General features: G+C 43.3%; 12 protein-coding genes. 4 read left to right on the top strand and 8 right to left on the bottom strand.

The window, feature by feature from the left end:
- Positions 1–236 precede the first annotated feature (236 nt).
- Positions 237–359: a hypothetical protein gene (locus tag AC0J5Y_RS07345; protein WP_021815223.1), complete on the top strand. Its 123-nt coding sequence runs from the start codon at positions 237–239 to the stop codon at positions 357–359.
- A gap of 69 nt (positions 360–428) precedes the next feature.
- Here AC0J5Y_RS07345 and AC0J5Y_RS07350 read toward each other — a convergent pair whose 3' ends face one another.
- Positions 429–761 (bottom strand): YnfA family protein, encoded by a 333-nt coding sequence (locus AC0J5Y_RS07350; RefSeq protein WP_475130099.1) that lies wholly within the window; start codon positions 759–761, stop codon positions 429–431.
- Positions 762–766: 5 nt separating this feature from the next.
- Positions 767–1,579: a PhzF family phenazine biosynthesis protein gene (locus tag AC0J5Y_RS07355; RefSeq protein ID WP_475130101.1), complete on the bottom strand. Its 813-nt coding sequence runs from the start codon at positions 1,577–1,579 to the stop codon at positions 767–769.
- Positions 1,580–1,861: 282 nt separating this feature from the next.
- On the opposite strand from AC0J5Y_RS07355, the gene htpX reads away from it, so the two are divergent.
- Positions 1,862–2,776 carry a protease HtpX gene (gene htpX / locus AC0J5Y_RS07360; RefSeq protein WP_475130102.1) on the top strand — a complete coding sequence of 305 codons (915 nt, stop codon included), beginning with the start codon at positions 1,862–1,864 and terminating at the stop codon, positions 2,774–2,776.
- Positions 2,777–2,874: 98 nt separating this feature from the next.
- Here the strand turns inward: htpX and AC0J5Y_RS07365 are convergent, their stop codons facing one another.
- Both AC0J5Y_RS07365 and AC0J5Y_RS07370 read right to left on the bottom strand, forming a co-directional pair.
- Entirely contained in the window at positions 2,875–4,149 is a 1,275-nt protein-coding gene (locus tag AC0J5Y_RS07365) for a saccharopine dehydrogenase family protein (RefSeq protein WP_475130103.1), read from the bottom strand.
- 276 nt (positions 4,150–4,425) lie between these two features.
- Entirely contained in the window at positions 4,426–5,670 is a 1,245-nt protein-coding gene (locus AC0J5Y_RS07370; protein ID WP_475130105.1) for a carboxynorspermidine decarboxylase, read from the bottom strand.
- Positions 5,671–5,760: 90 nt separating this feature from the next.
- On the opposite strand from AC0J5Y_RS07370, the gene AC0J5Y_RS07375 reads away from it, so the two are divergent.
- Complete coding sequence (locus tag AC0J5Y_RS07375) at positions 5,761–6,426, top strand: DUF924 family protein (RefSeq protein WP_475130106.1); 666 nt, start codon at positions 5,761–5,763, stop codon at positions 6,424–6,426.
- 115 nt (positions 6,427–6,541) lie between these two features.
- Here AC0J5Y_RS07375 and AC0J5Y_RS07380 read toward each other — a convergent pair whose 3' ends face one another.
- The 3 genes from AC0J5Y_RS07380 to lpxB form a co-directional block, all read right to left on the bottom strand.
- A complete protein-coding gene (locus AC0J5Y_RS07380; RefSeq protein ID WP_475130107.1) occupies positions 6,542–7,732 on the bottom strand; it encodes a CAP domain-containing protein in 1,191 nt (396 codons plus the stop codon).
- A gap of 168 nt (positions 7,733–7,900) precedes the next feature.
- On the bottom strand, positions 7,901–8,752 hold the full coding sequence (locus AC0J5Y_RS07385) for a ribonuclease HII (protein ID WP_475130108.1): 852 nt from the start codon (positions 8,750–8,752) through the stop codon (positions 7,901–7,903).
- Between the two features lie 207 nt (positions 8,753–8,959).
- A complete protein-coding gene (gene lpxB, locus AC0J5Y_RS07390) occupies positions 8,960–10,264 on the bottom strand; it encodes a lipid-A-disaccharide synthase (RefSeq protein WP_475130110.1) in 1,305 nt (434 codons plus the stop codon).
- A gap of 364 nt (positions 10,265–10,628) precedes the next feature.
- On the opposite strand from lpxB, the gene AC0J5Y_RS07395 reads away from it, so the two are divergent.
- Positions 10,629–11,711, top strand: a complete 1,083-nt coding sequence (locus tag AC0J5Y_RS07395) for a 3-deoxy-7-phosphoheptulonate synthase (RefSeq protein ID WP_475130111.1) — start codon at positions 10,629–10,631, stop codon at positions 11,709–11,711.
- Between the two features lie 109 nt (positions 11,712–11,820).
- On the opposite strand, the gene pepN is transcribed toward AC0J5Y_RS07395, so the two are convergent.
- Positions 11,821–14,421: an aminopeptidase N gene (gene pepN / locus AC0J5Y_RS07400; protein ID WP_475132121.1), complete on the bottom strand. Its 2,601-nt coding sequence runs from the start codon at positions 14,419–14,421 to the stop codon at positions 11,821–11,823.
- Between the last annotated feature and the right edge of the window lie 343 nt (positions 14,422–14,764).

Consider the following 14,764-nt stretch of genomic DNA (forward strand, 5'->3'; position numbering starts at 1 on the left):
ATCCGTAAGTAAGCACTTATCAATACTCGTATTGATTGAGCGAATCAATTGCATCTAAGCGTGCCAAAAATAGTGTTAAATCGTAGTGGAATTGTGCAAGCGCTATCAATTGCTCATTCTTACGCTTATACTCAAGTCAAAGTATAGTGTTTGTCTTAACTGTCGTGGTGTCATTATTAAGTCAGTTTACTTTCACTTAGAAAACCGTATATTTATTAACCCAAAAGGATAGAACCATGAGCAAAGGTCAAGACAGTAAAAAAAACGTCAAAAAGAAACCGCTTTTGACAGCGAAAGAGAAGAAAGCTGCCAAACAAGCAAAAAAAGATGACAATGGCAGTATCTTAGGCAAACATTAATACTGTGTGTCTCAAACAGCTAATTGGATCTATGCCAATCAACCTCACCGTTTGATTGGCATTTTTATGTCATGTACTGCGCGGCGCAAACATAATAATCGCCATTCCCAATAGTGCTACCGCAGAACCTAATATGTCCCATGTAGTTGGCCGAATACCATCCACCGTCCACAGCCAAAGGATTGCCATAACGACATACACGCCACCATAAGCGGCATATACGCGGCCTACCGCCGTTGGATGTAGTGTCAGCAACCACACAAAAGCCGCCAAACTAAGTGCCGCAGGGACAAGCAACCAAATAGACTTGCCTTCTCGCAGCCAAAGATAAGGCAAATAACATCCAACAATCTCTGCAAGGGCTGTCAATGCAAAAAGCCCCACCGTTTTTAATTCTGTCAAAAATATTACCCCTCAACTGTGATAAAGCCCGTCAAATACTGCACGGCATTACCAGAAACAAGCACTCGATTATCTGCCACAGTACAATTCAGCACGCCGCCTCTCGCAGACGCTTGATAGGCAATCAATTCATCTTTATTCAGACGCTTAGCCCATAAAGGCGCTAAACCAGTGTGTGCCGAACCCGTTACAGGATCTTCATCACCGCCATTAGCTGGCCAAAAATAACGTGAGATGAAATCATAATCTTTGTACTCAGCAGATTTGGCCTGACACGTCACCACTACGTCTAAAGGAGCAAGCTGTTTTAACGCGTCATTATCACGCGCTACATTTAATACCTCAGATTCTGAATCATAAATCACAAAATATGCCTGTGAATTCTTATAGACTTCTATAGGGGCAATAGACAAACCTGCCAACAAACCATCAGGAATATCATCAATTTTTTCAGGCATTCTATTGGGGAAATCCATTTGTATTTGTCCAGCATCGGTTTGTACCACTGTCAAAATCCCAACCGCTTTGGCCGAAAACTTAATAACACTAACCGTCGGGTTTTTGTTAAATAAAACAAAAGCAGATGCCAAGGTCGCATGCCCACAAAAATCAATCTCAGTAAGTGGTGAAAACCAGCGAATATGATAAACACCTTCATCATCAACCACGATAAAAGCCGTCTCAGACAAATTGTTTTCAAAAGCAATAGATTGCATCAAATCATCACTTAACCACTTCTCTGTGATAATCACCGCAGCGGAATTGCCTTTAAACACAGTGTCAGTAAATGCATCGATCACATTAATTTCTAATTGCATTTGATATTCTCTTTTTAGTTATACGAATGACTATTGATGACACGTCTAGATTTTCTTTTATATTGACCTGACTATATAACGACCGATAGTAGCAAAAACATCCCAGTGCTGCTAGCTTGAATAGTAACGTCTAGCTTGTGATATCGCTGCATTTAAACCACCAAAGGTATTGTTATTTATCAAAATAACGCCATTTACATAGAATCAAAATATATGAATAACTGCTTACTAAAAGGTTCTATCCTAAAGTTGCACTTACATTTTAATTAGGAAATTAGCGTCATGATGCGTATTGGCTTGTTTTTATTAACCAACTTAGCGGTGATTGTGGTATTTAGCATCGTGTTTGGTATTTTATCCAGATTTTTTGGGATTGGTGGCGTCCATGGCGCGGGTGGACTAAATTACACCAGTCTGGCCATTATGTGCGGCATATACGGCATGGTTGGTTCGATGGTATCACTCTTTATCTCGAAATGGATGGCCAAAAGATCAACGGGAACAGTGGTCATTGAAACACCCAGCAATGCCACTGAGCAATGGCTTGTAGATACCGTGGCCAAACAAGCGCGAGCGGTAAATATCGGTATGCCTGAAGTGGGTATTTTTAATAACTCACAGCCAAATGCCTTTGCTACTGGCTGGAACAAAAATAAAGCACTGGTGGCGGTTTCATCTGGCTTACTACAAAACATGAACCAAGATGAAGTAGAGGCGGTACTCGCGCATGAGATCGGTCACGTAGCAAACGGCGATATGGTCACACTTGCGCTCATTCAAGGGGTAGTGAACGCCTTTGTGATGTTCTTTGCGCGTATTATTGGTAGTTTCGTAGACCGTACTGTGTTCAAAAATACCAGCGATAGTCCGGGGATTGGATACTTTGTGACCAGTATTGTGATGGATATTTTGCTTGGGTTTTTGGCGTCTGCCATCGTAATGTGGTTCTCACGTCTACGCGAATTCCGAGCTGATGAAATGGGGGCAAAACTTGCCAGCAAAGACAAAATGATTAGTGCGCTTGATGCACTGCGTCCTTCTGCACAGCGCCCAGATCAAATGCCAGAGAGCATGAAAGCATTTGCTATCTCATCGGGACAAACGCAAGGCTTTAGCATCGCCAATCTTTTCCGCTCACACCCAACGCTTGATGACCGTATTGCGGCGTTGAGAAAATACAATCCTAGTGAAGCGTGATAAAAAGATCTCTTCTTTAGAGTGTGACATTCAATTATATTAGCCCAAAAAAAGCCTATCTATAACAGATAGGCTTTTGATTGAATCAAATTTGCTAACTAAATATCAAACTCAAGCGCTCTATCGCATTCGCTGTCTTTGATACGCGTTGGCAAACCAATCTTATTCAATAGATTGATAAATGGCTTGGCATCCAGCTCTTCGACGTTGACCATCTTGCCAGCATCCCATTCACCAGTCGCGACTAGCATGGCAGCCGCAACAGGTGGTACGCCTGCGGTATAAGAAATACCTTGGCTGCCAACTTCGTTATAGGCTTCTTTATGGTCGGAGATATTATAGATAAATACCTCAGTCTCAACGCCATCGATCTTACCTTTGACCTTGTCACCAATACAGGTTTTGCCAGTATAGTTCGGTGCCAGCGAGCTTGGATCTGGTAGCACGGCTTTGACGACTTTTAACGGAATCACTTCTTGGCCTTCGGCGGTCATCACAGGCTGCTCAGACAGCAGACCTAGGTTTTGCAGCACAGTAAAGACATTCATATAGTGCTCACCAAAACCCATCCAAAAGCGGATATTGGGCACATCTAAATTAGCAGATAACGAGTGAACTTCGTCATGACCGCTTAAATAGCTGTTTTGCACACCAACGACTGGCAAATCATCGGTACGCTTCACTTCAAACATCTTATTCGATTGCCACTTACTATCCTGCCAAGAGTAAACCGTCCCAGTAAATTCACGGAAATTAATCTCAGGATCAAAGTTAGTAGCAAAATATTTGCCGTGGCTGCCTGCATTAATATCGATGATATCAATGTCAGTAACCGAGCCTGCATCCATCATGTCGTAGCCAAGACGTGCATAAGCATTGACCATACCAGGATCAAACCCTGCGCCTAAAATCGCGGTGACATTATTGTCCGCACAGCGTTGCTTACGCTTCCATTCATAGTTGTCATACCATGGCGGCGTCTCACAAATCTTGCTGGGATCTTCATGGATAGCAGTATCGATATACGCTACACCTGTCTCAATACAAGCTTCGAGCACCGTCATATTGACAAATGCTGAGCCGACGTTAATGATAATCTGCACACCAGTGGCTTGTATGAGATCTATCAATGCTTGGGTATCCATGGCATCGACTTGATGCGTGTGCAATACCGCATGCGTTTTAAAGCTGTCTTTATCTATGACGCTTTGAGCGATAGCGTTGCACTTGTCTAAAGTACGCGAGGCGATATGAATCTCGCCAAGTACGTCATTATGCATGGCACATTTATGCGCGACCACTTGAGCGACGCCGCCTGCCCCAATGATAAGTACATCTTTTTTACTAGGCTTAGCTTGTTGGTTTGTGTTCAATGAACAATCCTCCTTTGTGTCCCTGTCGATACCATTGATCGCGGCTATGCAAAACAGAAACGAGTGAATGATATGCGTGAATTAAAAAGGAAGACCGAGGAAAACCCACGCACCCGTCAGGCAAATAATACCCTCGTATTTGCCCGACGCGATTATAACAATTTTTGCATGCTTTTCGGCAATAATTAATAAATAAGATAACCGATAGTTTTATATACTAAACATCTTAGTATCATTAGGTCAACATAACAGAGCGGCAGTAGGACTGATATAAAATTAAGACAAGCTTGCTTTGTAGTCCTGATAATCGAACTCACGCTGAATATCGATACTACCATCCAGACGACGAATCACAATCGCTGGCATATTGACACCGTTAAACCAGTTTTTCTTGACCATGGTATAACCTGCGGCATTGCCAAAGGTAACGGTGTCACCTATTTTTAGCTTGTTTGGCAAGGCATACTCACCAAAGATATCGCCCGCCAAGCAAGATCGACCATAAATGATCGTATGATCAGCTGATTCAGTGTTCTCGGTTATGGGTGCGATATTGGTAGGGTCAATGTCAAGAGAGGCGATATTAATTAAATCACTATTAACAGCTGCTATCGGCGCTGACTCACGGTAAATCAGCAAATCCAGCATATGTGCTTCGATAGATGAATCTACTACCGCGAGATTTTTCTCATTGTGCATGGTATCTAATACCGTCGTCACCAGTGAGCCAGCACCATGAATACTCGCCTCGCCCGGCTCAAGGTAGACTTGTACGCCATATTTTTCGCTGAAGGCTTTTAACCTATCAGCCAATTTCTCTAGTGGATAATCAGACGCGATAAAATGAATGCCACCGCCCAAACTGACCCATTCAAGCTGCTGCAAAACATCGCCAAATCGAGCTTCGATATCAGCTAAGCTGTCACTAAATGCCTCAAAGCTGTCATTTTCACAATTGTTATGAATCATGACACCGCTAATATCACTCAACACGGCTGCAATTTTATCTTTATCATGCTCACCAAGACGACTAAACGGACGTGCAGGATCGGCAATAATAAATGACGAATTACTGGTCTTTGGGTTTAAACGTAGCCCGACTGGGATGTTTTTTGCTGCTGCTTGATCTTTAAAGGCATTTAACTGTGAGATTGAGTTAAAGATAATTTTATCCGCATAGCTTAGTACTTCGTCGATTTCATCTGCACTATAAGCGACGCTGTAGGCATGAGTTTCTTTTTTATCTTTACTACTGGCATCGCTATTATTACCAAAAGTCTCATAACCCAATCTGACCTCATTGAGCGAAGATGACGTCGTACCATGTAGATAAGGCTGCATGATATCGAACACGCCCCAAGTCGCAAAACATTTGAGCGCAAGCAATGCTTTTGCGCCAGACAACTCGCACAGGCGCGCGATAATATGCATATTGGCGACGATTGCGGCTTCATCAAGCAAGTAATATGGCGTTGGTGGCAATAATGACTGAGTGTTTTGTGGCGAATTTCTTGTATTCATAAAAAGTAACCTAATAGCTGCTATTGGCATTGTGACAGATATAAATATTTGCGCTATAGTAGACTAAATCTATCATAATTAGAATAGCTTATGTCTCTCTCAACCGATTATTCCACCTCAAAAAGCCATGCTAATCTATCGTCACTTGATCCAAAAAACATAAGTTTAGAGTATCTCGATCTGGATGCGCGTGCCGTATTGGATTTTTGGTTTGATAAGGACAATGAACAGCATTGGTTCGAGCAAAGCCATAAATTTGATCAGCAAATAAAAGAGCGGTTTGGTAAAATTTGGCAAGCAGCAAAGCAAGGAGAATGCGTCACTTGGCGCATTTCAGAAGCAGTAACCGACTGCAATAGCTCCATTACCACTTTGGCTGGGCGTCTGGCAGAGATCATCGTTTTAGATCAATTTTCACGCAATTTATGCCGCAATCAAGCAGAGGCGTTTGCGCAAGATGGGATGGCGCTGGTGCTGGCTCAAGAGGCTGTTCAGCAGCCGCATTTTGATACGCTACCGACGGCATGGCGTAAATTTATGATTATACCTTTTATGCATTCAGAATCTTTAAGGATTCATAGTCGTTATCTACCGTTGTTTGAACAGCTCGATGATGCCGTTACTTTAGATTTTGAGCAGCAGCACAAAGAGATTATCGAGCAGTTTGGGCGTTATCCACATCGCAATAACACGTTAGATCGCAAGTCAACGAATGATGAAGAAGCCTTTTTGCAGCAGTGGAACTCGTCGTTTTGATACGATAACGCTTTCATAGTGGATTGACCATTATATAAAACAAGAGCTGAATCAGATAACTGGTTCAGCTCTTGTTTTATAACTTGTTCTATAATCAGTCTTTTAGTTCACACAATTAATGGTTCACAGCACCAGTTTTAAAGGTGAAGCTCTTACGCTCTATGGCTTTGCTATCGACTAAGATATCAAAGCTGACACGATAATCACTATTGCCATGTAAACCACAATTTTCGTCTTTTTTATTGGTGCTTGTACAGCTTTTCAGATTGTCCGTAATGGGCAAGATGAACGCTTCGTTCGCTGGTAGCTCATATATGGTATTTTTATGGGGATCTTGGCGATAGTCTAATAGCTCGATGGGCACATCCATATTACGCTGTATATCATGGAATTTAACATTGCTGATATCCATCGTTTGAGCAGACGGCATGCTAACATAAATAGGCTGTCCGATAGGATCAGTTCGTAAGTCACGACCCGTTCCTTTGACCGGACTTGGCGTTTCGTTATACAACGCAGTGACGGTACCGCTGACCCCTTGGCATGGATAAGTGAATATTCCTGCCACCGTATTATCTTTGGTTGCCTGCGTCGCTGAGGCATGGTTGACTAATACATAACCTTGATTATTAGCCGTGTCCCTACCAAAAGGCTTATAGGTGACCATGCCCGTCCCTGTCAAACTTGAACCTGGTAGCATCAAAGAGCGCAGATGATAAGGCGCTGCCAATAACGACTTAGCCATTGAGCCTGCCACTATATCAGAGCCTATAATATTACCTACCGAGCTATAGTAAACCGATTGGGCAATATTCTCAGTCACACCATATCGGGCGTTGCCATACTTTGCCTGTAGTAACCGGTCTTCGAAGCTAACGCCCCTAAAGAACGGGTTATTATCACCTGTGACGTTTGCGATATCCGTAATCTCATTCTCATAATGTGGACTAAAAGCAGTCGGTGTGCTGTTAGCAAATACGTGCTTGATGTATTTGGCATGCTGGATGGCAATATTTTCTAAGGCCGTATCAGCAGACAAGCCACCAAGACCACAACTGGTTCGCGCTAGACTAAAGGTATTACTTGCGATTAATGCTGCTTGTGTCTCATTGTCGCTTGCCACATTATCAGTTTGGTCATTAGGCTTATCAGTCGAGGTATTATCAGGACTAGCAGCAGGTGCTTTGGGCTTTGGCGTAACGTCATTAGCGCTATTATCTGAGTCTCCACCACCGCCACAAGCCGTTAAAAAAGCCGTTAAAAATATGATTGCAGCGAGTTTTTTTTCTGGCAATTTAAGAGTCATCTCTTATCCTATAAGATAGTGGCGTGATTATTATGAACAATAATTCGGGTATAACAGATATTATCGAATACTTAGTCAGATGTCATTTAATAAAAAGTATATTGAGAAACTAACAAGTATTTTGCTTAGGCTATTTATTTAAATAAATCAGCCGATCTCTACCCACTCTTAACGCTCTAACGCTTTTCTAACGGGTGCAAAGCTGCGTCTGTGCGCCGCTAATACGCCATAAGTTTCGATTGCCTCCATATGTGCGCGTGTTGGATAACCTTTATGCTTGGCAATGCCATATTCAGGATACTTAGCGTCAAGCGCGTACATGGTTTTGTCACGGCTAACTTTTGCCAAAATACTGGCAGCGGCAATACTGGTATGACGAGCATCACCCTTGACCCACGCTTGACAGTCAACTACTTCTTCGACACCAAGTTCTACAAGCCTTGCATAATTTAAATCTGGACAGCGATTCCCATCGAATAAAACCTCAGTATGCAGCTGATGTATGTCTTGTGCCATGTCATTCAAATGATAAGCAATGACCTCTAACATTATCTCAGTACATAAACGCATCCCAAGCATGGTGGCTTGTAAAATATTCACTTGGTCAATCACTGCGGCTGGAATATCAGCAATGACATAACCAATGGCTTGTTGCTTAACCAATGGATACAGCATATCGCGCTTTTTTTCGCTCAACTGCTTGGAGTCCGTCAGTATCGATAAGGGCGTATCTTTGAGAGGCTGCCCTTCAATCAGTCCTGACCAAGCAGCAGGTAATATCGCCGCCGCGACATTCACACTGCCTAGCAAAGGTCCACGCCCCGCTTCATCAACCCCGATTTGTAATACTGACTCCGTATCATTCTGTGCGATATTTTTTGAATATTGAGTGAGTAATTCAGTGATGTTAAGTTGGCCAGATAAATAAATGGCAGAGGCCAAATTAATATATTGTCCCTTGATATCAATCTGCTCGATACGGCGTTCAATTTGTAAAATATTGCTTTCTGTATGTGGCATGTTATTCATTGATTGTACGATCTTATGTGTATTAATTAATGAGGTATAGTCAATTCGATATAAAAGAGGCATGTTAAAAATAGCGTTATGCTGGGATAAATTTTCCTCGCTTGCTGTGCACTTCGCACTCCAGAGGCTTCGCAAAATTTATCCCAGCAGCACTGTATTCTTTTTAAATTGAATCGACTATAGATGCGCCGACTAGATTTACAGCGTTTTTGGCAAATGATCTTGCAGATACCATTGCTCAATCACGCTATTAGCAGACTCATGATTGCTTTGCTGCTGCAACAAGTACTTGGTATCAATGAGTGCTTTTAATTGCTCGGCATAAGCACGTGGCTGCAAAAGGCGCATGACGGTACGGCAAATATTATCACCACTTGCCTGCTCCTGAATCAGCTCCGGTACAATAGCTGTAGCTGCCAAAATATTTGGCAAGCCCACATAGGGCACTTTGACCAGACGTTTAGCAATCTGATAAGTCAGCTGATTAAGCTGATAAACGACGACCATTGGACGCTCAAGTAGCATCGCCTCAAGCGTTGCGGTACCTGAGGCTAACATCACAATATCTGATGCTGCCATCGCCTGCTGACTAAAGGTTGGCTGGCTATCATCATAGACCACCACGATGGCGGCGCGCAGCTGCTCTGAGCGCTGATCAATTATGTCTTGGACGATATATTGATGGTTTTGATCGACAGTTGGGATGATGAAGCAAAGCTTTGGATCCAATAAAAGCAGCTTTTGGATACCATCGAGCATCAAAGGCAAAATAGCCGTTATCTCACCGCGGCGTGAGCCCGGCATCACACAAATAAGCTGACTGACCTCATCAAAGCGTTCGATAAAAAACTGCTGTAAGCCATCGTTGTGCCAGACCAGCTCACTACGGCGCTGATTGATTGGTATATCGAGCAGTGACTGCTCAATGGTATGCATCAGTGGATGCCCAACGCATATCGCCGGATGCTTATAACGCTCGTAAACAGGCAGCTCAAACGGAAACAGGCACAATACCAAGTGGGTTGCCGCTTTAATATTATGAATACGTGACTCGCGCCAAGCCCAGATAGAGGGACTGACATACTGCACACAAAACACGCCTTGAGGCTTTAATTTCTTAGACACTCGCAGATTAAAATCTGGGGCATCTATGCCAATAAACCAATCAATATTCGCCGTTTTAAAAGCAGCCAGCAACTCACGGCGTGCTTTAAGCAAATCAGGCAACTGCCCCATGACTTCTACCAGACCCATAACTGCCAAACGAGACAGTGGAAAAATACTCTTAAGCCCTTGTGCCTGCATCTTGGTACCGCCAACACCAATCCAAACGATGTCATCACGTAGATTGTTCATCTGCTGCATAAAATCTGCACCCAGACTGTCTCCTGATACTTCACCAGCGACGATACCGATAACGAGCGGCTCACGCGTTATAGTAGCCAACTCGTAAGTATCAAATGGCGCAGTTAAATCAGGATGAAGCGTATGGTTATCGGTCATGAAAAGCTCTTAATAATAAAGTGTTACAGTGAAAGTCGTATAAGGGAGAAAACATGGATATTATAAAATATAACAGGGGGTATCTATTCTAGGATACGCACCATCATAATCAGCGGCGTTTTTGGTGCTCAAATTCAGCTATTTATACTGCCATCATACGTGACGATGATAAAAATAGCGAAGCTGCCCGAAGAAATCCAGTGGCATAAACGTCTCTTTATCCTACCTATAATCATCAAGTATAACCAAGTTTTCGCATCCGCATTCCAGTTATCAGTCAATTAACTGCTCGACTGCCCTTGTCAACCGGTACTTTTGTGCGCATAATGAAAGTCCCTATAAATCAGCTAGACGATATATAATCATGATAACAACCGCTACCCATAATGCAGAAATTGACGACGTGAATATTGAAAAATTTATTCCATTAATCACACCCAATGAGCTAAAAACCGAACTTCCTTTATCAAACGAAGCCTATAAAACCGTTTTAAATGGTCGTCACACTATCCAAAATATCTTGGATGGCAAAGACAAGCGTTTGTTTGTGGTGATTGGTCCATGCTCTATTCATGACATCAAAGCCGCTCATGAATATGCTGATCGCTTAGCCATATTGGCGAAAGAGATTGAAGACAGCGTATTCGTCGTGATGCGTGTCTATTTTGAGAAGCCGCGTACGACCGTTGGCTGGAAAGGCATGATTAATGATCCCGATATGAATGACAGCTTTGATATCGAAAAAGGTCTGCGTACAGCCCGTAAGCTACTGCTTGATCTCAATGAAAAAGGACTACCTTGTGCTACTGAAGCGCTTGATCCGAATACACCGCAGTACATGCAGGACTTGATCAGCTGGTCAGCGATTGGCGCACGTACGACCGAGAGCCAAACGCACCGTGAGATGAGCTCAGGCTTATCATGCCCAGTCGGTTTTAAGAATGGTACTGATGGTGGTATGACGGTCGCGGTTAATGCCATGCAAGCGGTAAAAGCGGGTCATAGCTTTTTAGGTCTGTCATCAGATGGCAAAGTGTCTATCATCAAATCTAAAGGCAACCCTTATGCTCATGTGGTATTACGCGGTGGCAATGGTAAGCCTAACTATGATGAAACAGCGGTTGCTCAAGTAGAAGACGCACTCGCTAAAGGTAAAACCAGTAGCAAGATTATGATTGACTCAAGTCATGCCAACTCTGGTAAAGATCCTTATTTACAACCGATGGTGATCCAAAACGTCGCAGAGCAAATCAGAAACGGCAACAAGTCAATCATCGGTATGATGATTGAGAGTCACTTAAAAGGCGGTCGCCAAGAGCTGACTGCTGATTTGGATGCGCTCGAATACGGCATGTCAATTACTGATGGTTGCTTAGATTGGGACAGCACGGTTACGGCACTGCGCAGTCTACGCGATATGGTAAAAGACGTATTGCCTAACCGTTAATAACTGCTTATCCAATAATAGCTGCTTATTAAAAAGCCCGTCTGACACTAAGTTGTCAGACGGGCTTTTTTTATGTTTAAGATTATAATTTTAGATTTTTAAGACAGCTCTATGCAGTCGCTGTACCCAGCACACTGCTTAGACTCTCATGCACATGCTTGGAGGATACTTGCTGCTGCACATCGAGTAGCTGCAAATGAGCCATTTGACGACGTGGCGCGGCCAATGTATTCCATCTTGCTAGCACTTGTAATAAACGTGAGGCCAATACCGGATTGGCATCATCCAGCTTTTTAATGACGCCTATATAGATATCCAAACCCTCTTGTGTCCATAAAACAGTTGGCTGTGAGCTAAAGGCACTAATGACTGAGCGTACACGATTGGGCGTATTCCAATCAAAGTCCTCATGCACCAGTAACGATTGAATAACATCGGCAGTGACATGATCAGCAGACGCTTGCACACTGAACCACAGGTCAATGACCAGATCATTTGTTTGAAAGCGCTCATAAAAATCGGTCAAATACTCGTTAGCATTCGTCACCTGATAATTGACCATGGCTTTTAATGCGCCAAAACGTTCAGTCATACAGCTGGCATTGTCATACTGCTGCTTAGCCCATGTTACCGCACCATCGACATTGGCAGTCAATGCCATGTCCAGCACTACATTACGCAAGGCGCGTGTACCGCGAGCCTCGGCACTATCCTCATAAGACTGCATTGGTAGCTGCTTATAAAGCCCTGCCCACTGATCTTTTAACGCCTCTGCGACCTGTTGATACAACGCATCCCGCTGCGCTTTGACCACTTCTGGATCATAATCTTCAGGAATAGCAGCCGCTAGCTCCTGCGCTGATGGGATATCAAGCAAGCGCGCTGCCAACATTGCATCTTCACCTGCAAGCACTGGCAATGTCTGCGCCAATGCCGCTAGGTAGACATCAGGATTGCTTTTTGTGCCTTGGGTAGGCAATAAAATACGGTTGACCAGCATCTGCGTGACTTGCCAGCGATTGAAGCCATTGGTTTCATGTTTAAGCAAAAATGCCAAATCTTCATCTTGATAGTCATAATTCAACTGCACGGGTGCACTAAAATCACGCAGCAAAGACACCACAGGCTCAGCACTTACACCTTCAAAAGTAAAGGTTTGTGTGGCTTGGTCTAATAGCAACATACGCTCAGCGATAATTTTGCCGCTTTCTTTATCGAATAATGCCGTCGCGACTGTAATTGGTAACGGTTTTGGCGCATCAAAGCCGCTAACATGACGGGTTTTCTGACTCAGCGTAATCGTTAATGTTTGCGTGGTAATATCATAGTCTTGATGACCGGATACCACTGGCGTACCTGGCTGGCGATACCAATCGATAAAGTCTTCTATTTTACTGTTAGTAATACTAAGCGCCGATAAAAAATCTTCAACGGTCACTGCCTGTCCATCATAACGACGGAAATACTCATCCGTCCCTTTTCGGAAATCATCAGCTCCCAACGTATTGGCTATCATACGGACGATTTCAGCGCCTTTTTCATAGACGGTGGTGGTATAAAAATTATTGATCTCCACAAAACTCTCAGGACGTACAGGATGCGCCAGTGGTCCGGCATCCTCTGCAAACTGATGGGCACGCAAAGTCGCGACATCATCGATACGCTGCACGGCACTCGACTGCTGATCCGCTGAAAACGATTGATCACGGTAGACCGTAAAACCCTCTTTTAAGCACAACTGGAACCAATCACGGCAAGTGATGCGATTGCCCGTCCAGTTATGGAAATACTCATGGGCGATAATGGCTTTAACGCTAAAGCTACGAGTATCAGTAGTGGTTTCGGGGCTCGATAATACACAGGCAGTATTAAAGATATTTAACCCTTTATTTTCCATCGCACCCATATTGAACTGACTGACTGCAACGATCATATAACGATCTAAGTCATAAGCACGACCATAATTAACTTCATCCCATTGCATCGAATCTTTGAGTGCTTGCATACCGACATCACACTTATCGATATCGGAAGACTTTGCATACACTTCAAGCAAGACTTCTCGACCTTCACTGGTCGTATAGCTATCCGCTAATACATCCAAGTCAGCGACCACACAAGCAAACAGATAGCTTGGCTTATTGGTTGGATCATGCCAAATCGCATAATGACGGTTTGGCGCATCGATCATCTCCCCCGATTCAACCAAATTACCATTGGCCAATAGCGTCGGATAGCGCTTGTCTGCTTCAAGGCGAGTGGTAAATATCGCGAGTACGTCAGGGCGGTCTGGATAAAAGGTAATCTTACGGAAACCTTCCGGCTCGCACTGAGTGACAAACATCGTCTCATCACCACTGCCCGCCATATAAAACCCTTCTAAGGCAGTATTGGTCTGTGGACAGATACGCACTTGTAGCGCCAATGCCACCTCATCAGGAGCATCACCAATCGTAAGCTTACCTGCTGACAGCTCATAGCGCTCAGCACTCAATGCCTCACCATTCATCGTAATAGCCAGCAGCTCTAAGTCTTCACCAAATAGAACGATATCGCCTGCGCTTTGACGTACCATCTTTAGAGTACTGTGTACCTTTGCATGGTCTTCAAATAACCTGATATCTAAGCTGACAGTTTCAACATCGAAGCTTGGCTTTTGATAGTCTTTTAAATTGACTTTACTGGGCGCATGGAGCGGTACATCTGGCATTTCAGCATTGATGATTTGCGCATCGTTCTCAGCGGTAGACATATAGATTCCTATTGGTTTTTTATGATGGTTATAGTTATAAAAGCCTTTATAGCAAGACTTAAGCGACACTTTGATACTGTCGCAATACTTATGTAAGATACCTATGTACATTGACTTAAAGCGCCAAATTTCAAGGTGACTGATAAATTAAAATAAGAAAGTGATGACAATGAGAATCCCTATATAATGACCTAAATCTTGGCGTAATGCGCATTATATCTATTTGTAAACTCTAGCATTATTTACAGTAATAGTACTTACATAAAGTAACATTTAGTATATTATAGATAGCAATTGCCTA

It is taken from the genome of Psychrobacter sp. TS_SC_6 (assembly GCF_056156305.1).